Annotated in this window: 20 protein-coding genes and 2 pseudogenes; 10 read left to right on the forward strand and 12 right to left on the reverse strand. The window is 53.2% G+C overall.

Annotation, left to right across the window (positions count from 1 at the left end; all coding sequences use genetic code 11):
• Positions 1-35 precede the first annotated feature (35 nt).
• The 3 genes from GOW98_RS01660 to GOW98_RS01670 all read left to right on the forward strand — a co-directional run bounded on the left by GOW98_RS01660 (position 36) and on the right by GOW98_RS01670 (position 2,766).
• On the forward strand, positions 36-275 hold the full coding sequence (locus GOW98_RS01660; RefSeq protein WP_254437870.1) for a hypothetical protein: 240 nt from the start codon (positions 36-38) through the stop codon (positions 273-275).
• A gap of 313 nt (positions 276-588) precedes the next feature.
• Positions 589-1,893 (forward strand): ferredoxin reductase family protein, encoded by a 1,305-nt coding sequence (locus tag GOW98_RS01665; RefSeq protein WP_170329319.1) that lies wholly within the window; start codon positions 589-591, stop codon positions 1,891-1,893.
• Between the two features lie 327 nt (positions 1,894-2,220).
• On the forward strand, positions 2,221-2,766 hold the full coding sequence (locus GOW98_RS01670; RefSeq protein ID WP_170329320.1) for a flavodoxin domain-containing protein: 546 nt from the start codon (positions 2,221-2,223) through the stop codon (positions 2,764-2,766).
• A gap of 99 nt (positions 2,767-2,865) precedes the next feature.
• Here GOW98_RS01670 and GOW98_RS01675 read toward each other — a convergent pair whose 3' ends face one another.
• The 6 genes and pseudogenes from GOW98_RS01675 to GOW98_RS01700 all read right to left on the reverse strand — a co-directional run.
• Positions 2,866-3,711 carry a universal stress protein gene (locus GOW98_RS01675; protein WP_170329321.1) on the reverse strand — a complete coding sequence of 282 codons (846 nt, stop codon included), beginning with the start codon at positions 3,709-3,711 and terminating at the stop codon, positions 2,866-2,868.
• An 88-nt stretch (positions 3,712-3,799) separates the two neighbouring features.
• On the reverse strand, positions 3,800-4,177 hold the full coding sequence (locus GOW98_RS01680; protein WP_170329322.1) for a nuclear transport factor 2 family protein: 378 nt from the start codon (positions 4,175-4,177) through the stop codon (positions 3,800-3,802).
• 393 nt (positions 4,178-4,570) lie between these two features.
• Entirely contained in the window at positions 4,571-5,278 is a 708-nt protein-coding gene (locus GOW98_RS01685) for an IS6 family transposase (protein ID WP_170329323.1), read from the reverse strand.
• A gap of 101 nt (positions 5,279-5,379) precedes the next feature.
• On the reverse strand, positions 5,380-8,700 hold the full coding sequence (locus GOW98_RS01690) for an adenylate/guanylate cyclase domain-containing protein (protein WP_170329324.1): 3,321 nt from the start codon (positions 8,698-8,700) through the stop codon (positions 5,380-5,382).
• A 203-nt stretch (positions 8,701-8,903) separates the two neighbouring features.
• The gene (gene terL, locus GOW98_RS01695) at positions 8,904-9,230 is read right to left on the reverse strand and encodes a phage terminase large subunit (RefSeq protein WP_170329325.1); all 327 of its coding nucleotides are present in this window, start codon (positions 9,228-9,230) and stop codon (positions 8,904-8,906) included.
• Between the two features lie 87 nt (positions 9,231-9,317).
• A pseudogene (locus GOW98_RS01700) lies at positions 9,318-9,947 on the reverse strand (IS6 family transposase); the annotation flags it as partial.
• 58 nt (positions 9,948-10,005) lie between these two features.
• Here GOW98_RS01700 and GOW98_RS01705 point away from each other — a divergent pair.
• Positions 10,006-11,109, forward strand: a complete 1,104-nt coding sequence (locus tag GOW98_RS01705; protein WP_170329326.1) for an endonuclease/exonuclease/phosphatase family protein — start codon at positions 10,006-10,008, stop codon at positions 11,107-11,109.
• 217 nt (positions 11,110-11,326) lie between these two features.
• Here GOW98_RS01705 and GOW98_RS01710 read toward each other — a convergent pair.
• Positions 11,327-11,968 (reverse strand): annotated as a pseudogene (locus GOW98_RS01710) (IS6 family transposase).
• A gap of 552 nt (positions 11,969-12,520) precedes the next feature.
• Here GOW98_RS01710 and GOW98_RS01715 point away from each other — a divergent pair.
• Positions 12,521-13,390, forward strand: coding sequence for a bifunctional allantoicase/(S)-ureidoglycine aminohydrolase (locus GOW98_RS01715; RefSeq protein ID WP_170329327.1), 870 nt, complete (start codon positions 12,521-12,523; stop codon positions 13,388-13,390).
• On the opposite strand, the gene bhcR is transcribed toward GOW98_RS01715, so the two are convergent.
• Positions 13,371-14,219 carry an HTH-type transcriptional regulator BhcR gene (gene bhcR / locus GOW98_RS01720; protein ID WP_170329450.1) on the reverse strand — a complete coding sequence of 283 codons (849 nt, stop codon included), beginning with the start codon at positions 14,217-14,219 and terminating at the stop codon, positions 13,371-13,373. The genes GOW98_RS01715 and bhcR overlap by 20 nt on opposite strands.
• 169 nt (positions 14,220-14,388) lie before the next feature.
• Here bhcR and bhcA point away from each other — a divergent pair, with 169 nt between their 5' ends.
• The 4 genes from bhcA to bhcD all read left to right on the forward strand — a co-directional run bounded on the left by bhcA (position 14,389) and on the right by bhcD (position 18,835).
• Positions 14,389-15,579, forward strand: coding sequence for an L-aspartate--glyoxylate aminotransferase BhcA (bhcA, locus tag GOW98_RS01725; RefSeq protein ID WP_170329328.1), 1,191 nt, complete (start codon positions 14,389-14,391; stop codon positions 15,577-15,579).
• Positions 15,579-16,547 carry a beta-hydroxyaspartate dehydratase BhcB gene (gene bhcB / locus GOW98_RS01730; RefSeq protein WP_170329329.1) on the forward strand — a complete coding sequence of 323 codons (969 nt, stop codon included), beginning with the start codon at positions 15,579-15,581 and terminating at the stop codon, positions 16,545-16,547. Before bhcA ends, bhcB begins: the two co-directional genes overlap by 1 nt.
• 42 nt (positions 16,548-16,589) lie before the next feature.
• Complete coding sequence (gene bhcC, locus GOW98_RS01735) at positions 16,590-17,753, forward strand: 3-hydroxy-D-aspartate aldolase BhcC (RefSeq protein WP_170329330.1); 1,164 nt, start codon at positions 16,590-16,592, stop codon at positions 17,751-17,753.
• Between the two features lie 116 nt (positions 17,754-17,869).
• Positions 17,870-18,835 (forward strand): iminosuccinate reductase BhcD, encoded by a 966-nt coding sequence (bhcD, locus tag GOW98_RS01740; protein WP_170329331.1) that lies wholly within the window; start codon positions 17,870-17,872, stop codon positions 18,833-18,835.
• Positions 18,836-18,980: 145 nt separating this feature from the next.
• On the opposite strand, the gene GOW98_RS01745 is transcribed toward bhcD, so the two are convergent.
• From GOW98_RS01745 to puuE, 3 genes are read right to left on the reverse strand one after another with little or no spacing between them, the layout of a single operon-like run.
• Positions 18,981-20,405, reverse strand: a complete 1,425-nt coding sequence (locus tag GOW98_RS01745) for a uracil-xanthine permease family protein (RefSeq protein ID WP_170329332.1) — start codon at positions 20,403-20,405, stop codon at positions 18,981-18,983.
• Positions 20,406-20,459: 54 nt separating this feature from the next.
• Complete coding sequence (locus GOW98_RS01750) at positions 20,460-20,945, reverse strand: ureidoglycolate lyase (RefSeq protein WP_170329333.1); 486 nt, start codon at positions 20,943-20,945, stop codon at positions 20,460-20,462.
• Complete coding sequence (gene puuE, locus GOW98_RS01755; RefSeq protein WP_170329334.1) at positions 20,942-22,354, reverse strand: allantoinase PuuE; 1,413 nt, start codon at positions 22,352-22,354, stop codon at positions 20,942-20,944. Before puuE ends, GOW98_RS01750 begins: the two co-directional genes overlap by 4 nt.
• Positions 22,355-22,501: 147 nt before the next feature.
• Between puuE and uraH the strand changes: the two genes are divergently transcribed.
• Entirely contained in the window at positions 22,502-22,855 is a 354-nt protein-coding gene (gene uraH / locus GOW98_RS01760; RefSeq protein ID WP_170329335.1) for a hydroxyisourate hydrolase, read from the forward strand.
• A 5-nt stretch (positions 22,856-22,860) separates the two neighbouring features.
• Here uraH and GOW98_RS01765 read toward each other — a convergent pair whose 3' ends face one another.
• Positions 22,861-23,781, reverse strand: coding sequence for a LysR family transcriptional regulator (locus GOW98_RS01765; protein ID WP_170329336.1), 921 nt, complete (start codon positions 23,779-23,781; stop codon positions 22,861-22,863).
• Positions 23,782-23,860 lie beyond the last annotated feature (79 nt).

The following is a 23,860-nucleotide window of genomic DNA, read 5'->3' on the forward strand; positions in this document are numbered from 1 at the left end:
ACGCAGTGCATTTGACCGTGGAAATGCGAAAGAAGATGCGTGAACTTTTCGCCGATTGGAAGAAATTGGGCCATCAGCTCGGATTCGGCATCGGGATCTCTTACGGCTATGCAACGGTCGGTATCGTCGGCTCCGAAGGTCGCTTCGACTGCACTGCCTCAGGAACATCAATCAACACAGTAGCTCGGCTCTGCGATATGGCGGAGAACGATAAGGTTCCCATTTTACCTCGGACCTGGGCCGCAATTGAAGGTGAGTTTGAAGCAGAAAGCTGAGGAGAAGCAAAGATAAAAGGCATAAGGAAGCTGGTCGAAAACTTCGCTGTGCTAGCTAAATAGCTTTGACGGCAAAAGATTTTAGAATTTCTTGCCACTGGATCGTCAAGTATGGGCAGGAAGAGGCAGGTTACAGCCGATTCTGTGGGAAAACAACGTGTAGCGAACGCAGAAAATGCGACGCTGGCGGGACCGCGCGTTCCTTTCTGGTTAGCACCGATCTAAGTAGTCTTGATCGGAACCCTAGGTCAGCTTAGCGTCTATTCTGAATAAGCCCGAGTTGCCTACCTTTAGCACAGTGGAGCAGAAACGTATGAAATGGCCTTATCTGGCGCTGATTTACGTTTTGCTGATCTTGGCTCCCTTGGGTTTTTCTTGGTCTCTGGGATGGCCACCGCGATCATTTCATCAAGAACTCGCGTCTGGGCTTGGAATGCTTGCGTTTTCAATAATCTTAGTCGAGTTTCTGCTGTCTGGGCGGTTCAGGTTCATCTCTTCCGGCTTGGGTATGGATGTGACCATACGGGTGCATCAGTTGATGGCGCGTACAGCACTCGGCTTTGCGCTGATACACCCGCTTCTGTATCAGGGTACGCCTTCTGGCGGACGCCGACCGTGGGATGAAACAAATCAAATTACGATTTCGACCGACTTTTCAGCGCTGGTATCGGGCATCGGCGCTTATTTTTTACTGTTCATTCTGGTCGCCTCCGCAATTGCCCGTAAGTCCCTTGATTACAAGTACGAGACATGGCGCCTCTTTCACGGGCTGGGAGCCTTGGTGATTGCCTGCCTCCTGTTGCACCACACTGTCTATGCTGGGCGCTACGGTGGGCATCCGCTATTGACGTATCTCTGGCTTGCCCTGACCAGTATTGCAGTCGGAACTTTGCTGTATGTCTATCTCGTTCGGCCTTTGCGTCAGAGGAAAAGGCCGTGGCGCGTCATTTCTGTGTCTCGACTAACACCGAGGCAATGGGAGTTACGCCTCGAGCCCCATGATCACAGCGGACTAAACTTCGAAGCAGGGCAGTTTGCCTGGCTAAACGTCGGCCACAGAGCTTTCTCGCTGCACGAGAACCCATTCTCGATTAGTTCGGCACCAGCCGAAGGCCCCGAAGTTTCATTCCTGATAAAGGAACTTGGGGATTTCACATGTGGTCTCGGACAGATCGCCCTGCAAACCCGGGTCTATCTGGATGCCCCACATGGGAATCTGTCGATCAGCCACCGCCCTGAGACAGGAATTGTTTTAATCGCAGGTGGTGTCGGGATCGCGCCCATGTTGAGCATTATGCGTCAAGTTCGACTGAGTCGAACACAGCGCGATCTCAAGCTTATCTATGGCAACCGGGTGGAGGAGCAGATTGTTTTTCGCCAGGAGTTGTCCAAAGAAGAAACAGTATTTGTTCTATCCGAACCGCGAAGGGATTGGTCCGGAGAGACAGGCTTGATCGACGGTCCCCTGTTGGATCGCAATTTGTCTGCTGAACAATTTGAAAGCTGGCTTTTTGTTCTCTGCGGCCCCCCTGCCATGATGGACGCCGTCGAGGATCATCTGATCGCACGGGGCACCGAGACCCACCGTATTTTGTCTGAAAGGTTTGACTATGATTAGACTGCTCAGAAACCTGCCCACACGCAAAAAGGTGAAGTTCGCAGTTTGGTGCTTCAGTTTCATAGTCTTCATCGCTGTCTTGGCCTTTTCCTTACGGTAGCCAGGCAGACTATTAAGCCTTGGCTAACTTCAAAACTATCAGCCGAAAATGGCTGATTTGCTTGGAGATGTATGTCGTCGCGAACTTCCTCAAAAGACATGATCTGCATGGACAGAAAAGGAGTTTCACAACTCTCCCAAGTAACGCCTTTGATGGAGATCAAGGGCAAAGCACGCCTCTTATTCATAATCAGCAATCTATTCAGACCGATTTATGGGAGGATCGGAATGACCGTACTCATCGCCTTCGCTACAGTCGAAGGCCAGACAGCAAAGATTGCGCGCTTCATCAACAATGTCGCAAAGAATGCCGGTTTCAACACAAAGCTGATCAATACCGATGAAATGTCCAGCCACGTATCGCTTGACGATGTGGTCAAGATTGTTCTTCTGGCCCCTGTCCACGAGCGTAGACACCCCGAGTCATTCGAGGCTTTTGTCGCTTCAAATAGAGATGCCCTAATGAAACGAAAGTCTCTCGTGCTTTCCGTCGGTCTAAAAGCTGCTTTCGCGTCAGGTCGAGAAGAAGCGCGCGACTATCTCAACGAAATGCTAATGCGAACAGGTTTTGAACCAGATGCAACGGCGTTGGTCGCAGGCGCAGTGAAGCCGGAAAACTACGGGTATTTTGAGAGGGAGATCCTTAAGCACGTTGTCTTGCTTGGTCGAAAAATCGATCCACAAGATGGGGTACGGGAATTTACTGACTGGGATGAACTGACGTCAATTGTGATAGGTTTTCTTGGCGGATCCGGTCGGGCAAATCAACCTTAACCTCAAGCAAGTACCCAATAACAACTGGCTGTTCCCGTATTACCCGATGAACGCATAGAGCCACCTATCCCAGCAAATCACAATCGCCTGTTTTCTTCATCAGTGTCCGAATAGCACTGGCAAACTTGTCTGCTCCAACATTGCTTGCGTCGTTCCCCCCAATACCGACTGACGCAAATGGGAATGCCCGTAAGCGCCCATAACAACGAGGTCGGCCCCCAGTTCTCGTGCGCGTTCCTGAATGCAGTGTTCAATTGAATTCCCGCCGCACGGGAACTGCGACACGGTCACGGTGCAACCGTGATGGCTAAGCCATCCAGCTAGGTCAGTTCCGGGCACTTGACCTTCTACGTCATCAGGCGACGACAAATCAAAACACCCAATCACAACTTCGTTGGCCGCCAGAAGAATGGGTAAAGCTAAATGCGCAACCCTAGACGCAGGCAGGCTATCATTCCATGCCAAAAATATGCAGTCGCGTTGGGCAAACGGATCTCCGTTTATCATCAGGGCTACCGGCGAATGGAACAATACTCCGTAGGCGATCTCATGAAACAAATCGGGGTCTTTTCGCAACTCAGCGTCTAGAAAGGCGATATCAGAGCTATTGGCTTGACTAGCCACAAGATGCTTTAACTCTGTTCCAGATCCCATAAAGGCAATTACATTTGCAGATACGCCCTGCCCGACCAGGAGCGCTTCAACTTCTGTGGCGCGGGACTTCAAGGCGGCATTTTTTCTGTTAAGAACATCCAGCCAGTTTGAAGGAAGACCCGCCTCAACAAACCTGTTTGATCCATACTTTAGGTAAGGCAGGTTGGGTAAGCCCGCGATCAACACGCAATTCAAGTGACTGTTCTGGTTACGGGAAGTTTCAGCGCATTCCAAAATCGACGCGTCGTCAGTATCAATTCCTACGTAATATGCCACTGTTCTGTATTGCATTCCCGACCTCCGTCCGGAATTTCAATTTGCCCGAGAGCCGTGCGCACGGATTAAACCAAAGAAGAGACAATGTTGTTGGTCGATCTTCTTACTTCGGCAGCATGAAGAACTCTTCCAGCACAATCTTGCCGTCCGCCACCGAATACTCTGCGATCTCGCGCAGGGTCATACGCTCACCCGTAGCCTTCTGAATCACTTCAGCTCTGAAGCGTACTCCAAAGCGGTTGGGTGGGTGGACGTAGGGCCCATCCACTTCTAGTTCTTGGATTTCATGCGACGCCAACCAATCCTCTCTTTTTCCCTTGATGGCTTCTCGACCCTTTGTAACGCGGAATTGTCGAACCGGAGGCACAACAGCCTCTATCGACTGCGCGTTTTCGGCATACATCTCATCAACACTTCCAAGGCCCCTGCGCTCACGCATGGCCTGAACGAAGGATCTACCGATTTCAATCAACTCTTCCATGAATCCTCCCCCTGAATTGCCATTGACTGTACCACTTCTTGCCCGTTCAAATCTTGACAAGGATCAAAAAGCAATTTGGTGGAAATTGTGCGACCGGTTCGAACCAGTCCCAGTTAAGTCAGTATAGCTGCCCTTCATGCAGTACCAAGCTTGCGCCATTCTGCACGGGTTCTGTCAGAGGAATAGCATCCTGTCGTCGTTCTTGTTTCACCATCCGGGCAAGAGAGCGCAATGAAAAGATCAGTAAAGAAAAAGACTTTGCAGAGCGGTGCGAAACCGAAAACCAAGCATCCCAAAAGCCGTCTAAAAAAGCTCTCCATGCGCCCATTCACTAAAAAAGGGTGCTGTCAGACGAATTCGAACCAGTCTCAGCTATGTTGATATCGCTGCTCTTTATGCCGCACCAAGCTTGCACCTCTCGGCGAGAGCAACGGTGCATGTCAGCTTGAAGGTGTCGCGGCTGGCTAGCGATCTTTCCTGGTTGAAGTGGTTGTAGACAGAAGAATGAACGGCGGCGAACTTCTGCAGACTTCGCATCCGCCTGAAACGTTGCATGGCGCGTTCGCGTCGTCGAAACGGGAGGTGTGAGTTCTCAACCCGGTTAATGAGCCACCTGCCCGTCTTCTGCTTTTCCGTCACACCGAGTTCTCTGAGTACCGCCCGATAGGATGCGAAGCGATCCGTGACCAACTCGTTCACTGTACCGTGCCGCTTCATAAATTTCCTGAGTAATTTCAATGCCGCCGGCTTGTTTCGACGCTTGGTGACCACGGTTTCAAGCACCTCGCGTTCGTGATCAACGGCGCGCAACAGGTAGTGCCGCCGACCGTCTACCTTTACGAAGACTTCGTCGACATGCCATTTCGATTTTGAGTATGCCCGCAGCTGCTGGACCCGTTTTCTCCGGATCTCCGCCGCGAACATCGGACCGAAACGGTTCCACCAATACCGCACTGTCTCGTGGCTCACTTCAATGCCGCGCTCATGCAACAGATCTTCCACGTTTCGAAGCGATAGCGGGAACCGAACGAAAAGCATCACCGCAAGGCGGATGATCTCGGGACTGGTTTTGAAGTATTTCAAAGAGACAGGTCTGGTCATGGGCAAAAGCTTCGCAACCGCCCTGCCCCGCTCAAGCAATGTTCTTCAGACAAGACCCCGCAATCAGTAGCGCCACATGAAAACCCTTAAAAATCAGGAGTTCAGTTGGCAGATCTGTTAGTAATTAGCTTTAAAGCATCCCTCACATCGGACGTATGCTCACCTGCCGCAATCTCAGACAAAGCAGTACGAAGATCAAAGATCGCACTATTCGCCTGTCCAAATAGTTTACACTGCTTTGCATAATCTACCGATGTTCTGAGTTCGAACATCTTTGCTTTTTGCTTTCTCGCAGTGTTTAACGCCTTAAGAAATTCTTTGTCCGCCAACTCATTCTCGCAACGTGCGAGCGCGTAGACTCGATCCGTCTCAGACTGAGCCCATCCCTCATTTGTTTTACGCTGTTGATCTCGGGCCTGAGCTAACAAGTTTAAGGCTCCTTCCCGATCACCCATTTTCAAGGTGAGTTCCGCAACTAAAGTCAGAAAGAACGGCTTGTAGTTTCCCGCACCACTGTCCCACCACGCTTTCGACGCTTGGTTTAGTGCGTCGATCGTTTCTTGTTTGGGTGAAACATAGGCACTTACCCAACTTCGCCACAAGGTCGCAGTCACAGACATGAACGTGAATGAATGCCTGTCTGAAACCTCCTCAAGTTGCTCTACCACCTCTAAGACTTTTTCTGGCTCACGACGCAGCAGGTAAAGCATGCACAGATAGGTCAGTGACTGTGCGATGCTGTGAGCATGTTCTAGATTCTTTGCACCCACCACCGCGAGTTTTTGAACCTCAAGCGCTTTGTCAGGGTCTCCGCGCATCCACATTGCCAAGCTTAAAAAGCACGAGGTGATCGCCGCATGGTCTGATCCATAGATGTAAGCGAGGTGTCCATCTCGTTTCCGGCTGTAGAGTTCCAGTGCTCTGTTTAATTGCTCGTATGCTGGCTCTAGGTCACCGATGTGGAACAATACAGCACCCATTGCGCGATGCGCCACCATCTGATGCTGCGTCTCATGAGTCGAAGCCGCTAAGTCCAACAATTGCGCCGCGACGTTCCTAGCCAAATCATACTCGGCACGCACCAAATGGAAGGAATACAAACCATTCAGAACTGGGAACAGATGCTCTGTTTCTTCAACGCGCTCACACAAGTCGCGTATTCTTGCGTAAACAGTACCGGTTTCATCGGCGGCTATTCCTTCGGTCGATCGTAATACACCGGCCCTGAGAACCTGAATCTCAATTTCCCTGCGGTCCCGCTCAATACCTTGATCCAGTTCGCCAAGCTGCTCAAGTGCCAAGGACAGTTGTGTGCTTGCCTCCGTGTTGGCGGACCGCTGAACTGCTCGTTGGCCTGCAAGGTAACGGTAATCCACGGCTTCCTTACTCATTCCCGCCATAGTGTAATGATGAGCCAGAATTTCCGGACTTGCATCACCAGTTTGAGCCGACGTGTCATTCAAGTGTTGCGCGACACTAGAGTGTAGAACTCGACGTTCCCGCTTTAAGAGACTGTTGTAGGCGGTGTCACGAATAAGGGCATGACAGTAGCTGAAGGTTTTAAAATCCTCTTCGCGAGAAACTGTAACTATCCCTGCCTCTACCAGAAGCTCCAGACCCGCACGCAGCGCATTATCGCTAATGTCGGCCACTTTAGAGATCAACTGATACGTAAACTGAGGTCCAATGACAGCTCCGATCTGTGCGATCTCTTTGGCAGAACTCAAGCGGTCAAGGCGCGCCATTAATGCATCATGTAAAGTGCTGGGCACCGAGTTCGCCGGAGAAGCGCCACCCATAGTGTACGTGTCTCTACCCTTAGTCAGGTCCCCCGCTTCAAGGAGATCTTTGGTTACCTCCTCGACGTATAGAGGCACGCCGTTAGATCTTGCCGCGACCACGTCATACATCTCGTCAGCGACCATCTCGCCTTTGGCAACTTCGTCGACAATGCTCTTGACCTGTTGAAAATTTAGTTGCTTCAAGTCGATTTTTGTCAGGTTCGATTGAAGTATCCAACTTGGGTCGAACTCGGGTCTGAATGTCATAACGACCAGCACCGGAAGTTCACGAATTCGGTCCACGATCCGATCCATCAGCAATTTGGTCGTTGGATCTATCCAATGAGCATCTTCAAACAGGAAAAGTACCGGATAACCCGCAGCCGCTGACGAAAGATTGCTCAGTAACAAATCCAAAGACTGATTCATGATCTGCTGAGGTGTCAGCTTCAATGGCCCCAAACGATCTTCAAACGGCAGGGAAAGAAGCGATGCTGCCAGCTTCAAAGCTTCGTCCGATTGATCGCTCAATACGCCGCGAATTTTTTCAAGCTTAACGTGGTTGGGCTCATCAGCACAAAGATCAGCAGCGCCCTCAAGTTGGCGAATGACAGGATACAGTGCGGTCGCAAAATGATATGGAGAACACTGATATCGCGCTTGCGTGTGGGGCAATTCGGAAATGTTCTGTCGAAATTCCTCGACCAGACGCGATTTGCCAATTCCTGGCTCGCCTGACACCAACACAACCTGCCCCTGACGATCACCAGCTAGCGCCCACTTCTCGTTCAGCGCTTCCATTTCCGCAACGCGACCGACCAACGGCTTGAGCAAAACATCGTCGATCGCCATGAACCGGCTGACTGTTTCGCGCTCTCCGGTCACTTGCCACGCTTCGACTTCTTTAGCAAAACCCTTGAGCTTGAACGCGCCGCGCAGAATGTACTCAAAAGCTTCACCGGCTAACTGATGAGTGGTTGGGGCAATGATCATCGTCCCCGATTCCGCCATTGCTTGAAGACGTGCGGCCAGATTGGGCGTCTCGCCCATCGCCGTTCCGTCCTCAAACATTTTCTCGCCTCGCAGATCACCGACCACAACCAATCCGGTTGCTACCCCAATACGGACATTAAGTTTCGCGTGGGTGCGAACATCCGGCATCTCATTAATGATACGTAGACCTGCGCGAATAGCACGCTCCGGATCATCTTCGTGGGCGTGCGGAAAACCAAAAAAGACCATAATCCCGTCACCATAGTAGCTGGCAATATGGCCATCAAAAGCTGCGACAGCCGCAGCACAGGTCTCCTTAAAGAGTCGAAGCACATCGGCCAGATCTTCCGGATCAACGCGTTGCGCAATTTCAGTTGATCCGACAAGATCGATAAACATGACCGTAAGCTGTCGCCGCTCGGCCACGATCTCGGGGCTGGCGGTTTTTCTGGGCGGTTGCAGACCATTTTCCGTGCTATCGCGAACGGCCTTCAGAAACCTCCTCCTCGGCCCCAGAGGCAGCCCAATCGTTAAAAGGTCTTCGTCAGTTAATTCAGACAGGTCACCAAGCTCGATTTCATGTTCAGCAAAGGCGGCAGCATATTTGGATAAACCATATTTCTTTAACCAAGACTCGAGATCGGACATAAATTAGTTTTACTTGCGGTAATAGCAGAACCACTACATTTGCCCTACCAGCAAGCATCTCCTCATTAGCTTAGCCCATGATCGGCCCCACAGAAGTGGTCCAGTTTGATTGTTAGTGCATGAATGGCCTTTGGTCCATCGGGACGACGGTTTCCGGCGTGGGTGACCCTTTCGCGATTGCACTCCCGAGGTTGGATGTTGATCTAGTGATCACGACCAAGCGCCCGGTAAAATCCCAGACCTTTGGTCCAGTTCGGGAACTGAGAGAAGCTGTCGACCTGATCGTCGTTGCGCCCGCGCGGAAAGGACTGCAACTCGCGTTTGAACGCTGTCAGCCAGGGAGCTTCGGTTGGCAAATACACCTTGCCCTCTTCGACCGGACTGCAGGCTGACTGGAACCGGGTTTCCTTGTCCTTGTCAGGTTTAATGCGTTCGAGCCGCCGACGGTCATCACGAAACAATTCATCCAAAAGCGGTTTGCCAGATGGTGCTGTCAGACGAATTCGAACCAGCCTCAGTCTGATGCGCAAACTGTGAACCTATCCGGAACAAAACTGACGCCAATCTGCAAGAGCGGCGGTGCGCGTCAGCTTGAATGTGTCTCGGTTTGATAGCTATCTTTCCTGGTTGAAGTGATTGTAGACAGAGGAGTGGACGGCGGCGAACTTCTGCAAGCTTCGCTTCCGTCTGAAACGTTGCATGGCGCGTTCGCGTCGTCGAAACGGAAGATGCGAATTCTCGACGCGGTTATTGAGCCACCTGCCCGTCCTTTGTTTTTCGAGTGCACCCAAATCTCTGAGTGCCGCCTTGTAAGAAGCGAAGCGACCGGTGACTACTTCTTCCGTTTTGCCGTGCCGCTTCATCAATTTCCTTAGTAATTTCAATGCGGTCTGCTTGTTTCGACGTTTTGTGACAACGGCTTCCAGCACCTCGCCTTCGCGATCAACAGCCCTCCAAAGATAATGCCACTTGCCATTCACCTTCACAAAAACCTCGTCCACGTGCCATTTCCATTTGGAGAACGCGCGCAACTGCTGATCTCGCTTTCGTCTAATCTCAGCAGCAAACACCGGACTGAACCTTTGCCACCAATATCGGACGGTTTCGTGGCTCACCTCAATTCCCCGTTCGCGCAATAGGTCTTCCACGTCTCGAAGCGACAATGGGAAACGAACATACAGCATTGCAGCCAAACGAATGACCTCTGGACTAATCTTGAAGTACTTGAATGGCGACTGTTTAATCATTAGCGAAGGCTACGAGAGCACCCTACCCGCCTCAACCCAAGTTCTTCTGACAAGAGCCATGCTAGACTGGCTCTGGATAGATTCGCACATTCTCAAAGGTGTTCAGATGGTTATGTATTCCAAACTTCGCGACATTGGCCGTGATGGGTTCCCAGCGGGCAAGAGCGCGCCTGGGCAGGCGGGATGGATTTCTTCGCATCTCTTGAAGCTTCGTGAACAACTATTTGTAGAAATTGGAAAAGATCGCAATCCTAGAGGTCTGGTTATTGGCACTTGGAACATCAAACACTTCGATGGCGGTTCGCCGAGACTAGAAGAGAGTTTTTACTATATTGCGGAAATCATAAGCAACTTTGACATCTGCACCATCCAGGAGGCCAAATCAGTTGAGGCCGTAAGGAGGCTCACCCGGCTTCTTGGTCCAAACTGGGAATTCTTTGTTAACGACAGTGCAAGCGGCGGCCGCGGAAACCATGAAAGGGTCGCGTTTGTTTATAACACCGATAGAGTTTTCTTTCGGTCCTTAATTGGCGAGCTCGTATTGCCTGACAGTGATGAAATTAGCGGAAGGCAGTTCGCGCGAAGCCCATTCTTTGCTGCATTCCAAGCTGGGTGGTTCAAATTCACTCTGTATTCGGTCCACATCGTTCAGAAGGACAAAGAGGGGCAGCCTTCCCGCCTCGACGAAATAGAAAGCGTGGCAAAGACGCTTGTCGAGCGTGCCAAGAGAGAGGATGGCGTTCAAATTCTACTGGGTGACCTCAATATCGATAGGACCGAAGATCCGGAACATAGGGCTTTGACGGACAGAGGTTTCGTCGTTCCTGATGTAGGGCCCACAAATTTGCCGCTTACCAAGGTTTTCGATCACATTGCGCTTACTGGCCCAGAAGATATGACTCAGTTCGTCAGAGCAAAAACATTTGATTGGCGCGGTTCGGTTTTCAGGAACGATCAAGCGGAGATTTACAAACCAATTGCTACAGAGATGGCGCTCGCCAACAGCCGCGCCGCACCGGCTGATGATTGGGACGAGAAATTCAGTGGTTGGACGACCAACGAAATGTCTGACCACTTGCCTGTATGGATAGAGATATTGACCGATTTCAGCGACGACTACCTCAGCCGAACAACTGAGCTGGCTGTAGAATTGGAAGGCTGAAGACAATTCAAGCGAGGAATGCGAATTAGAGTGTGCAAGGTCGCCTCGCAGCAAACTAGCAGCAGCATCTCGGCGAATGTCTGCTTTGACGGGCCGCAACGCAGCTAGGCCTGGAGAATGTGAACGGCAGCTTATCCCTCCGGAGGTGCTGTCAGAAAAATTCGAACCAGTCTCAGCTAGGCCAGTAGAGCTGCCTTTATGCCGCACTAAGTTCGCGTCACTCGGCGAGAGCGGCGGTGCGTGTCAGCTTGAAGATGTCTCGGTTGGCTAGCGATCTTTCTTGGGTGAAGTGGTTGTAGACAGAAGAATGGACGGCGGCGAACTTCTGCAAACTTCGCATGCACCTGAAACTCTGAATTGCGCGATCTCGTCGCCGAAACGGAAGATGCGAACTCTCGGCGCGGTTATTGAGCCACCTGCCTGTCTTCTGCTTTTCCGTCACACCCAGTTCTCTGAGTGCCGCCCGATAGGACGCGAAGCGGTCCGTGACCAACTCGTTCGCGGTGCCGTGCCGCTTCACTAATTTCCTGAGGAATTACAATGCCGCCGGCTTGTTTCGACGTTTGGTGACCACGGTTTCAAGCACCTCACCTTCACGATCTTCTGCGCGCCACAGATAATGCCGCTTGCCGTTCACCTTTACGAAGACTTCATCCACGTGGCATTTCGATCCTGAGTATGCCCGCAGCTGTTGGTCCCGTTTTCTCCGGATTTCCGATGCGAACATCCGGCCGAAACGGTTCCACCAATACCACACTGTCTCGTGGCTGACTTCGATGCCACGCTCATGCAGCAGGTCTTCTACATTTCTAAGCGATAGCGGAAACCGAACGTAAAGCATCACCGCAAGGCGGATGATCTCGGGACTGGTTTTGAAGTACTTGAAAGAGGCAGGTCTGTCATGGGCACAAGCTACGCAACACCCCCGCCCTGCTACAGCAAAGTTCTTCTGACAAGACCAGATCAGACACGTTCAGCTCGTTTTCGAGCCGAGAACCATGCCGTCGTTTGGAAATCGATAGGTCCTGAGCCTAATAATTTTCAGGTCGGAAAAAAGGTCATCAATCCACTTGCCATAGCTACTAAGGCATAGCGTCCTATTTGACTTTCACCCGGACAAATCGTGATACTCTTGTCAGAAGAATAGTGATCGGCGCCCCCTACCGTCCGGCAGCAGGCAGGTTCTTCGCTAAGGCGCATTCCTCACACGGGATCCCGGGTAAGATCGTAACCGACAAGAGCGGAGCCACCGCGGCTGGAACTCCCGCAACAGAAGCGGTCCGTCACTATCACCTGAAAATTCGCACGATTATCAAAAATCAATTGATAGAGCTGTCGTCTCCTTATGGCTGGTTCGAGATCATCAAACGGAGCATATGTAAACGGACACAGCTATTCCTCAGGAGCATGCATGAGCACCAAGTACTTTGCGCCACACGGTGGACATCCCGGGCAAGACCAACTGTTGACGGACCGCGCTGTATTTACTGACGCTTATGCTGTGATCCCAAAAGGCACAATGCGGGACATTGTGACCAGTTTTCTCCCGTTCTGGGACGACACGCGCCTGTGGGTAATCTCACGTCCGCTGAGCGGTTTTGCCGAGACATTTTCACAATACATCATGGAAGTGCAACCCGGCGGTGGCTCTGACCGACCCGAGACGGACCCCGAAGCCGAATGCGTATTGTTCGTGGTCGAAGGCACCGCGACCTTAGTCGCCGAAGGCACAACCTATGATCTGACACCCGGAGGCTATGCCTATCTGCCCCCGGAAAGTGACTGGACCCTGCGAAACCAAGGGAATGAAGTTCTGCGTTTCCATTGGATTCGAAAGGCTTATGAAGCCGTAGAAGGCCTTGATAGACCCGACATCCTTGTCCTCAACGAAAATGAGATCGCGCCAACACCCATGCCCGGGACAGATGGAAAGTGGGCTACAACGCGATTTGTCGACCCAAGCGATCTGCGCCACGACATGCATGTAACCGTGGTGACCTTTGAACCCGGCGCGGTCATCCCCTTCCTTGAAACCCATGTCATGGAGCACGGTCTCTATGTTCTGGAAGGAAAGGCAGTCTACCGACTGAATAACGACTGGGTCGAAGTGGAAGCCGGTGACTATATGTGGCTACGGGCGTTCTGCCCCCAGGCTTGCTATGCAGGTGGCCCGGGTAAGTTTCGCTACCTGCTATACAAGGACGTTAACCGGCATATGGCGCTGCGACCGGGACCTGCCGCCTACCCGCAGCACCAGCGCCTCAGGCCTGCAGCGGAGTAACTGTTCCACCGATGGCAAGTGTTAACTGATGTGCCGCCTCAATGACGGGGCGGCTTAGCCTTTCAATCTCGGCCTCGCTGACCCGGCTTGTCGGCCCGGACACCGAAATCCCTGCCACTGCCTCTCGGTTGATATCGAAGACCGGCGCCGCAATACATCGCATACCCGCATTTTTTTCTTCATTGTCCACAGAGAAGCCCTGCGCCCTGACGGCTGCCAGGTCCTCTTTCAACGCTCCCGGATTGGTAATCGACCGATCCGTGAATGCCTGAAGCTCGGTGTTGGACAACAATCGGTCCAACCTGTCTTCATCCATAAAGGCCAGCAATGCTTTCCCGATCCCCGATGCGTGCATTGGGGACAACGTGCCAGGTGGAAAGAACGCACGGATACTGGCGTGTGTTTCCACTTGGCTCAGAAACAACACCGCGCCTTCTTTCTCTACCCCCAGATTGGCGGTCTCGCCGGTGGCTTCCATGAGTTTTCGCATGACTGGTCTGGCCCGGTCCACAAGGCTGGTGCGGCGCAAGAATCGTGAACCAATAACGAAGGCACGGGGCCCGATGTGCCAAACCTGCTCGACATGATCGAATTCCACGAGTCCTCTGCCTTCCAACGTCACGAGAATACGATAAACAGTGGCCGGTGACTGACCCATTTCGTCAGACAGCGCGGTCAACGCTTTGCCTTGCGCCTCGCTCAAATACTCAAAAACTTCCATCGCACGGTCGAGCGACTTGATCGTATTTTGCGCTGTCTTGTCGTCCCATCCCCGTGGTCTTCCACGGGCTTTTCGGCGGGCTCCGAGAGTATTTTCTTGAGAATCCATAAAAACCCTCCAATCCTTTGTGAAAGACGAATTCATCATATGAAAAATAGAAACCACTGACAAATATAAAATAAATATCAATCTTCGCTTTTTGAAAGGCAATTTCAAAAATATATCCGACTAAGCGGCTGGAGCTTATTGTGTGGGCAACGACGGAAGGAGACCATCCATGAGCTTTCAAAATCCCGTTTTCATCCCGGGGCCGACAAATATCCCGGAAAGCCTGCGCAAGGCTTGCGATATGCCCACGATCGACCACCGCTCGCCGCTGTTCGGGCAAATTCTGCATCCTGCGCGCGCGGGTGTGCAGAAAATTCTGAAAAGCGACAGTGCCGAAGTCTTCATCTTCCCTTCGACCGGGACCGGCGGTTGGGAAACCGCACTGACCAACACTCTGTCCGCCGGTGATAAGGTTTTGGCGGCGCGCAATGGCATGTTCAGCCATCGCTGGATCGACATGTGCCAGCGCCATGGTCTGAATGTCGAAGTCGTCGAAACCCCTTGGGGTGAAGGTCTGCCAGCTGATCGTTACGAAGAGTTTCTGACCGCCGACACAAGCCACGAAATCAAAGTTGTTCTTGCCACGCATAATGAGACGGCAACTGGCGTGAAGTCGGATATCGCTGCTGTGCGCAAGGCGTTGAATGCGGCCCAGCATCCCGCCTTGCTGTTTGTTGACGGCGTATCGTCTATCGCATCCATGGATTTCCGTTTTGACGAATGGGGCGTCGACGTTGCTGTCACGGGCTCACAAAAGGGTTTCATGCTACCCGCGGGTCTTGCCATCGTCGGCTTTAGCCAAAAGGCAATGGAGGCGACCAAGACGGGCACCCTGCCCCGCACCTTCTTTGATGTGCATGACATGGCGAAGGGCTATGCCAATAACGCCTATCCTTACACTCCTGCAGTTGGCTTGATGAACGGCCTCAATCAGGCCTGTGATATGCTGTTGAACGAAGGCTTAGAAAACGTCTTTGCCCGACATCATCGGATTGCCGAAGGGGTACGCGCCGCCGTTGGTGCCTGGGGGCTGGAGCTTTGCGCAGCCGACCCGACGGTGTATTCTGACACTGTAAGCGCGATCCGCACCCCGAGCGGTTTCAATGCAACCGATATCGTTACGCACGCAGCAGAAAAGTACGGCGTTGCTTTCGGTGTGGGACTCGGCGAAGTCGCTGGCAAGGTATTCCGGATTGGACATCTTGGAAGTCTGACGGACGTCATGGCTCTGTCCGGGATTGCCACCGCCGAGATGTGCATGGTCGATCTGGGTCTGAATATACAACTCGGCTCCGGTGTAGCCGCTGCGCAAGAATACTATCGCGGTCATTCAGCTGCCGTTCAAAAGGACGCCGCGTGATGAAGGATTACACTATGTACATCCCAACCTATGAGGACATGCTTGCGGCGCATGATCGGATTGAACCTTTTATCCGCCGTACCCCGGTCCGGACTTCAGACTATCTGAACGAGCTGACCGGGGCGCAACTGTTCTTCAAATGTGAGAACTTTCAGGAACCAGGTGCGTTCAAAGTGCGCGGCGCCACAAACGCGGTGTTCGGCCTTGATGAAGAGCAAGCAAAGAAAGGCGTTGCGACGCATTCTTCGGGCAACCACGCCTCATGCCTGTCCTATGCAGCGATGAAGCGAGGTATTCCCTGCAACGTCGTGATGCCACGTACAGCGCCACAGGCAAAGAAAGATACGGTTCGTCGCTATGGCGGCAAGATCACCGAATGTGAGCCCTCAACCTCGTCGCGCGAAGCGACTTTTGCCGAGGTCCAGGCGGCAACGGGAAGTGACTTTGTCCATCCCTACAACGATCCGCGTGTAATCGCCGGACAGGGTACATGTTCGCGTGAATTCATTGAACAGACAGATGGATTGGATGCGGTTGTAGCACCCATCGGCGGCGGCGGCATGGTGTCGGGCACTTGCCTGACCTTGTCAAACCTTGCCCCCGAAACAGCGATCATCGCGGCTGAACCAGAACAGGCTGACGATGCCTATCGCAGCTTCAAGGCTGGCCACATTATCGCAGATGATGCACCAAAGACGATTGCCGATGGTCTGCTGGTCCCACTGAAAGACCTCACGTGGCACTTCGTTTCGAACCACGTATCCGAGATCTACACGGCCTCAGAGCAAGAGATCATCGATGCAATGAAGTTGACGTGGAAACACCTGCGGATCGTGATGGAGCCATCCTCAGCCGTTCCGCTCGCCACAATTCTAAAGAACCCGGATGCCTTCAAGGGCAAGCGGGTTGGCCTGATCATCACCGGAGGCAATGTCGATCTGGACAAGCTGCCCTGGCTGAATGTGTGACAGCAATTCAGCCGACATCAATCTCGACATAGGAAAACGGAAATGAAAGATATGACCAATCTCGACCAGTTCGAAGTAGGCTATGACATTCCGGCCAAGCCCGGAATGGATGAAGCAGATATCCAAACCCCCAGCCTGGTTCTGGATCTCGACGCGCTTGAGCGGAACATCAAGAAAATGGGTGATTACGCCAAAGATCACGGCATGCGTCACCGTGTGCATGGCAAAATGCACAAGTCGGTAGATGTCGCCAAGTTGCAGGAGAAAATCGGCGGTGCCGTCGGTGTCTGCTGTCAGAAAGTATCCGAGGCCGAGGTCTTTGTGCGCGGCGGCATCAAGGATGTTCTGGTGTCGAACCAGGTACGCGATCCTGCCAAAATCGACCGCCTAGCCAGCTTGCCGAAGCTGGGCAGCCGTATCATTGTTTGCGTTGATGATCTGGACAACGTTGCGGATCTTTCGGGTGCTGCTGTTGATCACGGAACGCAACTTGAGGTTTTCATCGAAATCGACTGTGGCGCCGGCCGTTGTGGTGTGACCACGACACCCGAAGTTATCGAGATCGCCAAAGCGGTTGAAGCTGCCGAAAACCTGAAGTTCACCGGCATTCAGGCCTATCAGGGTGCTATGCAGCACCTCGACACCTACGAGGCGCGCAAGGAAAAGCTCGATACAGCCATCGCGATGGTGAAAGACGCCGTTGAGGGCTTGAAAGCAGAAGGCATCGAATGCGAGCTGGTCTCGGGCGGTGGTACTGGCTCCTACTACTTCGAATCCAACTCGGGCGTGTACAACGAACTGCAGTGCGGGTCCTACGCGTTCATGGATGCCGACTATGGCCGTATCCTGGACAAGGACGGCAACCGAATCGACCAGGGCGAATGGGAAAACGCCTTCTTCATCCTGACCAGCGTCATGAGCCACGCCAAGGCGGACAAAGCAATCGTCGACGCGGGTCTCAAGGCGCAATCCGTTGACAGCGGACTGCCGGTTGTCTTCGGCCGTGACGATGTCGAGTACATCAAGTGCTCGGACGAACATGGCGTCGTCATGGACCCGCAAGGGGTGCTCAAGGTAAACGACAAACTGAAGCTGGTGCCGGGGCACTGCGACCCGACCGCAAATGTGCACGATTGGTACGTCGGCGTTCGCAACGGTAAGGTCGAAGCCGTCTGGCCAGTATCCGCGCGCGGTCGCGCTTATTGAGCCGAGCAATTTAAAGGCAGGAAAATCCGGCTCGAATGTAGCCTGATAGCCGCCCGTGTGCCTTCCCTCCCTTCGGGAAAAGCACGCGGGTGCACGAATTATGAGTGGAGAAAAATATGCTGATCGTACCCGAGCGCGAGATCGCTGACCTGATGACCCGCCAAGCGGCCTTTGACGCCGTCGAAAAGGTCTTTGCTGCCATGGCGTCGGGCGACGCCTACAACTTCCCCGTCGTGCGAGAAGCGATTGGGCATGAAGAGGCACTCTATGGCTTTAAGGGTGGATTTGACCGCGCGGGCCTGACACTGGGCCTGAAAGCGGGCGGTTACTGGCCGAACAATCTGGAAAAACGCGGACTTATTAACCACCAGTCCACCGTGTTCCTTTTCGACCCCGACACAGGCAAACCCTCAGCTATGGTTGGGGGCAACCTTCTGACTGCCCTACGCACAGCGGCGGCATCGTCCGTATCGATCAAACACCTCGCGCGTGAAGACGCAAAGGTGATCGGGATGGTCGGCGCTGGCCACCAAGCGGCTTTTCAGCTTCGTGCAGCGTTGGAGCAGCGCGTTTTCGAGAAGGTGATCGGCTGGAACTACCACCCCGAGATGCTGCCGAATATCGAAAAGGTCGCCAATGAAGCCGGTCTTCCCTTTGAGGCGGTCGAGCTTGACGGCATGGCCGAGGCAGATGTGATTATCTCGATTACATCCGCATTTGCACCGTCGCTGATGGTGGATCATGTCAGCCCTGGCACACATATCGCCTGTATGGGTACTGACACGAAGGGCAAACAGGAAGTTGAAGCGGCCCTGCTGGTCAAGGCGACGGTATTTACCGACGAAGTTGCGCAATCCGTTACCATCGGTGAAGCACAGCATGCCGTCGCGCAAGGCCTGATCCAAGAAAGCGACGTGGCCCAGATTGGCGCGGTTATCAACGGCACAAATCTGGGTCGGACATCGAATGATCAGATCACCCTGTTTGATGGCACGGGTGTCGGTCTTCAGGATCTTGCGGTGGCATCGTCCGTCGTTGACCTTGCCGTCCAGAAAGGGATCGCAATCGAGGTCGATTTCTAATCACAATCCGGTGCAACTTGTCTCGACGCACTACCGTTAAGGATATCGTCTGGGTCTTGTAAACGAGAAGAACAAAAAAACGCGGCGCGCCAAAGCGTGCCGCGTTTCGTCTTGCATTGGGCTTCAGCGCTTCATGCCAGAGCCATCAGACATGATCGTCATGTCCAATGGAGCCCAGACCGTGACCCGCCATACCGCCGGAAACCTCTTCCGTCGCTTCGTCTGAAAGTTCCTCGGGAAGAACCAGATTCAACACAATAGCGATAACTGCAGCGGGAAGAATGCCTGATGTGGCAAGAACCTTTAGGGTCCCCGGAAGATACTGCAGCGCCCCCGGCTCAAGCTGCAAACCCAAACCAAGGCTGAGGGAAATTGCAAAAATCACCATGTTGCGGCGGTTCCAGTTCACGTCCGACAGCATCGAGACGCCCGCCGCGACCACCATACCGAACATCACGATGACACCGCCACCAAGGACCTCGATCGGGATCGACGAGATAATCGCACCAATTTTCGGAACAAGGCCGCATACAATCAGGAAAAGCGCGCCGATGGTCACCACCATTCTGCTCATGACCCCAGTCATGGCGATCAAGCCAACGTTTTGACTGAACGATGTGTTCGGCAATGCTCCAAAGAAACCAGAGATCGCGGTACCAATACCATCGGCGTAGGTTGCACCCTGAATTTCCTTGTCGGTCGCTTCGCGCCCCGCACCGCCCTTGGTGATACCGGAAACGTCCCCGACGGTTTCAACCGCCGAAACAAAAGACATCGCACAAAAGCCAACGATGGCCGCAACTGAGAACTCAATCCCGAAATGCAACGGATTCGGCAGCGCGAATGAGGCTGCACGACCAACATTGCCCAAATTGACCTGCCCCAGAACAAAGGCCACCGCGTAGCCGACCAGCAGTCCGATCAGAACTGCCGACACCGACAACATGCCCCGCGCAAAGAACTTCAAACCAAGCGTGACAACAATTACGATTCCGGCCATGAACCAGTTCAAGCCAGAGCCATATTCCTCGGTCCCGATAGCAGGCACACCACCGGCGGCATACTGAACGCCGACCTTAACTAACGCCAACCCGATCATGGTCACAACTAGACCTGTGACCAGTGGCGGAAGAGCAAAGCGAATGCGGCCGATGAACAACCCAAGGAAGGCGTGGAATAAACCACCGACGACTACGCCGCCCATCAGGACGGCAATGGCGTCGACACCCTTTCCTACGACAAGCGGGATCATGATTGGGATGAAAGCAAAGGAAGTCCCTTGAACGATCGGCAGCCGGGCGCCCACTGGGCCGACACCAATGGACTGAAACAATGTCGCGACGCCGGCAAAGAACATCGACATCTGAATCATGTAGATCATCTGCGGAAAATCGGGGCTATTCGATCCGAACCCAAATCCGGCTGCGCCACAAACAATAATGGCTGGCGTGACGTTTGACACGAACATCGCCAGCACATGCTGAATTCCCAATGGCACCGCTTTTATGAGTGGCGGAGTATAGTTCGGATCGCGGAGCTGTTCCGGCGTTCCGATGGTTGCATCTGACATTTGGTCTGTCCTCCCTTGAGGTTCGCAAGCCGGCTCCTCTTCCGGCGACGCACCTCATTCCGTGATAGTAAAAGCCTCCTCGAACCAATGTTCTTCGAGGTTGGGCCCGGCCCCAATTCGGTCGACCACCGCAAAAAGTCCGGGCGCATGAAGTGGGGTCAGCACACCATGCCATGTGTTGCGGTGATAGTTCACGCCCTGCCCAGGCGCTGTTTTGAATGCGATAGGCTGTCCCGGCGTGCCGTCTACATCCGGGGCCACAACCACGACAAAGGGCTTGTCCGAAAAAGGTAGAAAGGCCTGGCTCCCATCCGGGTGGCGTTCAACCATTTCCAATTTGATCGGCAGGCTAAAGGCTTCGGACTGAAACACGCTAATCCCGGCTCGTCCATCATGGAAATCCAGCGCGGCGCGGTCGTGATACCGCGCGCACTTGCCCTGATTTATGTACTTGTCCACATCGCCGGCCACTTCGATGACATCACCAAACGGCGCAAACGCCTCGGAAGTCAGAGGCCTGAGTTTCAGAGCAGCAGTCATCCCGAAAACTTTTCAATCAGGCGCAGTTCCGCAATCCGCTCGACTTGGCGGCAGGCTTCGGTGAACTCGGTGTCGCGGTCGCTGTCGATACGACGGTGAAAAGCATCCAGAATGCTGGCTTTTGTGTTGTCCTTGACGGCAATGATAAAGGGAAAGCCGAACTTGGTCGTGTAGGCCTCGTTCAGCGCCATGAACGTCGCGCGCTCTTCATCGGTCAGCATGTCCAGACCCGCACCGGCCTGTTCCGCAGTACTTTCCTTGGTCAGACGCCCGGCTGCGGCTAGCTTACCCGCCAAATCCGGGTGGGCAGTCAGAACACCAAGCCGTTGCTCCTCAGAGGCTGTTCGGAATATTCGTGCCAACACGTTGTGAACACCTGCAGCATTGTCATGGGTTGGTCCCAGCTCAAGATCATACGCACCCTCGGCAATCCACGGGCTGTGTTCAAACACGCCGCCAAATTCGGCAACGAAGGTGGGTTGGTCCATTTCGGACGGGGACAATCGCTGCATCGGTGGGTGTTCCTTTGCCCAGTGGTCGGCTATCTGTTCGCGCGTCGCAAACCAGACACCGTCGTGTTTCTTGAAGTAGTCCAGCGCTCGTTTCAGCGCCATGGCGCGACCTGGTCGACCAATCAGCCGGCAATGCAGTCCAATCGAGAGCATTTTCGGCGCGCCGACCTCACCCTCGGCGTAAAGCATGTCAAAGCTGTCCTTCAGATAGCTTTCGAACTGCTGCCCATTGGTGTACCCAGCCTGGATCGCAAACCGCATGTCATTGCAATCCATTGTGTATGGCATGATGAGCTGATCCTTACCCCCAGCCTTGGTCCAATACGGCAAATCGTCGGCATAGCTGTCGGCGATATAGGCGAAATTGCCTTCCTCAGCGGCCAAGTCGACAGTGTTCATGGAACAGCGGCCTGTATACCAGCCCCGCGGTGCTTGGCCCGTGACTTCAGTGTGCAGGCGGATCGCTTCACGTATCTGAGCCCGTTCTTCCGCCGGCTCCATATCCTTGTGTTCAACCCACTTCAGACCATGGCTGGCAATCTCCCAACTTGCATGTTGCATGGCAGAGACTTGGGCCGGAGCACGCGCCAGCGCGGTGGCAACGCCATAAACGGTGACAGGTAAATCCTGCAAAAGCTGATGCACCCGCCAAAAGCCGGCGCGGCTGCCATATTCGTATATGGACTCCATATTCCAGTGCCTCTGCCCGGGCCAAGGCGCCGCACCGGTGATCTCGGACAGAAATGCCTCAGAGGCGGAATCTCCATGCAGTACGTTGTTTTCACCGCCTTCTTCATAGTTCAGTACGATCTGAACCGCGATCTTGGCATCATTTGGCCAGTTGGCTTTGGGTACTTGTCCACCGTAGCCGGTCATATCTCGTGGATAAGGCTTCACATCAAATTCCTTCTTCTTGAATTGATCAATACCCCAGACAATCAACGATGTTTTTCAAAAAATTCGCGAAGCTGCCTTAGGACAGACACCCTTTGCCACTTGCACGGTTATCGGAATACTAGATTTAAAACTTGAGGAATGCTTCTAATGACCGGCTATCTTACGACACATGTACTGGATACGGCGCGGGGATGCCCCGCCGAAGGCTTGAAAATAGATCTGTTTCGGATTGAAGGTACAAACCGCACAATACTGAAATCCCTGGTCACCAATACAGACGGGCGCACCGATGAGCAGATTCTGCCCGCAGCCGAGTTTTCAACTGGCGAATACGAGCTGGTATTCTATGCCGGAGAATATCTTGATGCCTCGGGCACACCACACGAAGAACCACGATTTCTGGACGTGATCCCGATCCGCTTCGGGATGTCCGAGCACTCGCATTACCATGTGCCACTGCTTCTGTCGCCGTTTGGATTTTCAACCTATCGCGGCAGCTGAGGCCCCTACCAGGACGTGTTTGCTGCTGCAATCGAAGAGCCAATGCGTTCTATTACAAATTCCATGAAAAGTCGCGTTTTGGGATCCTGCATTCGGCGGTGCGTAAACAGACACGCCATTTGTATCGGTTCCGGTGGTGTCTTTCGCGCCACCGGAACCAAGTTTCCAGCCTTAAGGTGCTGAGCAATCTCGAATATCGGCTTCATTGCAATGCCATGACCGGCCAGCGCCCAGTCTGTCAGCACGTCGCCATCGTCTGACTCATAGCGCCCCGAGACGCGGAACCGTTTTGGCCCAGTATCTGTTCTAAGCAGCCATTGAAATTCGGTCGCTCCAGGAAAGCGAAGGTTTAGGCACTCATGCGATTCGGCGATAATTTCCTCGCCACTTTCAGGCATCCCACGTTTTTTGATGTATTTCGGGGATGCACAAAGAACTCTTTCCACATCTGCAATCTTTCGGATGCGCAAATTGCTGTCCTCTGGCTGACCTAGAAAAAAGGCCAGGTCCAGGCCTTCGGTCGTCAGATCCACCTTTCGATCAGTCAATCGAAGCCTGACACTCACCTCAGGGTATTCAGCGAGAAACTTTGGCACCTGAGGCGCAATCAATCGCCGGCCAACACCCAATGGCGCCGCGACGTAGAGCGAACCTTTAAGGTTCTCAGTAATGTTGACAATTTGTGCTTCTGCGCGATCGACCGCTTCGAGAATGTCTGCCGCCCCGCGATAGAACGATTTTCCTTGCTCAGTCGGCGTGAGGCTGCGCGTAGTACGTTGAAAAAGACGTACGCCAAGGTGCTCTTCCAGTTGTGATATTCGCGCCGACGTTACCGCCGGTGAAACCCGCAAGTCACGGCCCGCAGCGGACATACTGCCCAATTCGTAGACCCGGACAAAGGTTCTGATGTTATCAAGATATGACATTTTTTTGCATTTTTTGATACTGCTTGGTCTTTACCAGCAATACCAGAACAAAACAGTCTCGCCTAGAGTGCAGGCAACT

The organism is Ruegeria arenilitoris, from assembly GCF_013032445.1.
Lineage (GTDB): Bacteria > Pseudomonadota > Alphaproteobacteria > Rhodobacterales > Rhodobacteraceae > Ruegeria > Ruegeria arenilitoris_F.

Excerpts from the sequence above, each read along its gene's own strand:
- GOW98_RS01705 (WP_170329326.1), top strand. The coding sequence starts at position 10,006 with ATGCTAGACTGGCTCTGGATAGATTCGCACATTCTCAAAGGTGTTCAG.
- GOW98_RS01715 (WP_170329327.1), top strand. The coding sequence starts at position 12,521 with ATGAGCACCAAGTACTTTGCGCCACACGGTGGACATCCCGGGCAAGAC.
- bhcC (WP_170329330.1), top strand. The coding sequence starts at position 16,590 with ATGAAAGATATGACCAATCTCGACCAGTTCGAAGTAGGCTATGACATT.
- GOW98_RS01670 (WP_170329320.1), top strand. The coding sequence starts at position 2,221 with ATGACCGTACTCATCGCCTTCGCTACAGTCGAAGGCCAGACAGCAAAG.
- GOW98_RS01680 (WP_170329322.1), bottom strand. The coding sequence starts at position 4,177 with ATGGAAGAGTTGATTGAAATCGGTAGATCCTTCGTTCAGGCCATGCGT.
- bhcA (WP_170329328.1), top strand. The coding sequence starts at position 14,389 with ATGAGCTTTCAAAATCCCGTTTTCATCCCGGGGCCGACAAATATCCCG.
- uraH (WP_170329335.1), top strand. The coding sequence starts at position 22,502 with ATGACCGGCTATCTTACGACACATGTACTGGATACGGCGCGGGGATGC.
- GOW98_RS01685 (WP_170329323.1), bottom strand. The coding sequence starts at position 5,278 with ATGACCAGACCTGTCTCTTTGAAATACTTCAAAACCAGTCCCGAGATC.
- GOW98_RS01660 (WP_254437870.1), top strand. The coding sequence starts at position 36 with ATGCGTGAACTTTTCGCCGATTGGAAGAAATTGGGCCATCAGCTCGGA.
- GOW98_RS01750 (WP_170329333.1), bottom strand. The coding sequence starts at position 20,945 with ATGACTGCTGCTCTGAAACTCAGGCCTCTGACTTCCGAGGCGTTTGCG.
- GOW98_RS01745 (WP_170329332.1), bottom strand. The coding sequence starts at position 20,405 with ATGTCAGATGCAACCATCGGAACGCCGGAACAGCTCCGCGATCCGAAC.
- GOW98_RS01675 (WP_170329321.1), bottom strand. The coding sequence starts at position 3,711 with ATGCAATACAGAACAGTGGCATATTACGTAGGAATTGATACTGACGAC.
- GOW98_RS01690 (WP_170329324.1), bottom strand. The coding sequence starts at position 8,700 with ATGTCCGATCTCGAGTCTTGGTTAAAGAAATATGGTTTATCCAAATAT.
- bhcR (WP_170329450.1), bottom strand. The coding sequence starts at position 14,219 with ATGGATTCTCAAGAAAATACTCTCGGAGCCCGCCGAAAAGCCCGTGGA.
- bhcB (WP_170329329.1), top strand. The coding sequence starts at position 15,579 with ATGAAGGATTACACTATGTACATCCCAACCTATGAGGACATGCTTGCG.
- GOW98_RS01765 (WP_170329336.1), bottom strand. The coding sequence starts at position 23,781 with ATGTCATATCTTGATAACATCAGAACCTTTGTCCGGGTCTACGAATTG.
- bhcD (WP_170329331.1), top strand. The coding sequence starts at position 17,870 with ATGCTGATCGTACCCGAGCGCGAGATCGCTGACCTGATGACCCGCCAA.
- GOW98_RS01665 (WP_170329319.1), top strand. The coding sequence starts at position 589 with ATGAAATGGCCTTATCTGGCGCTGATTTACGTTTTGCTGATCTTGGCT.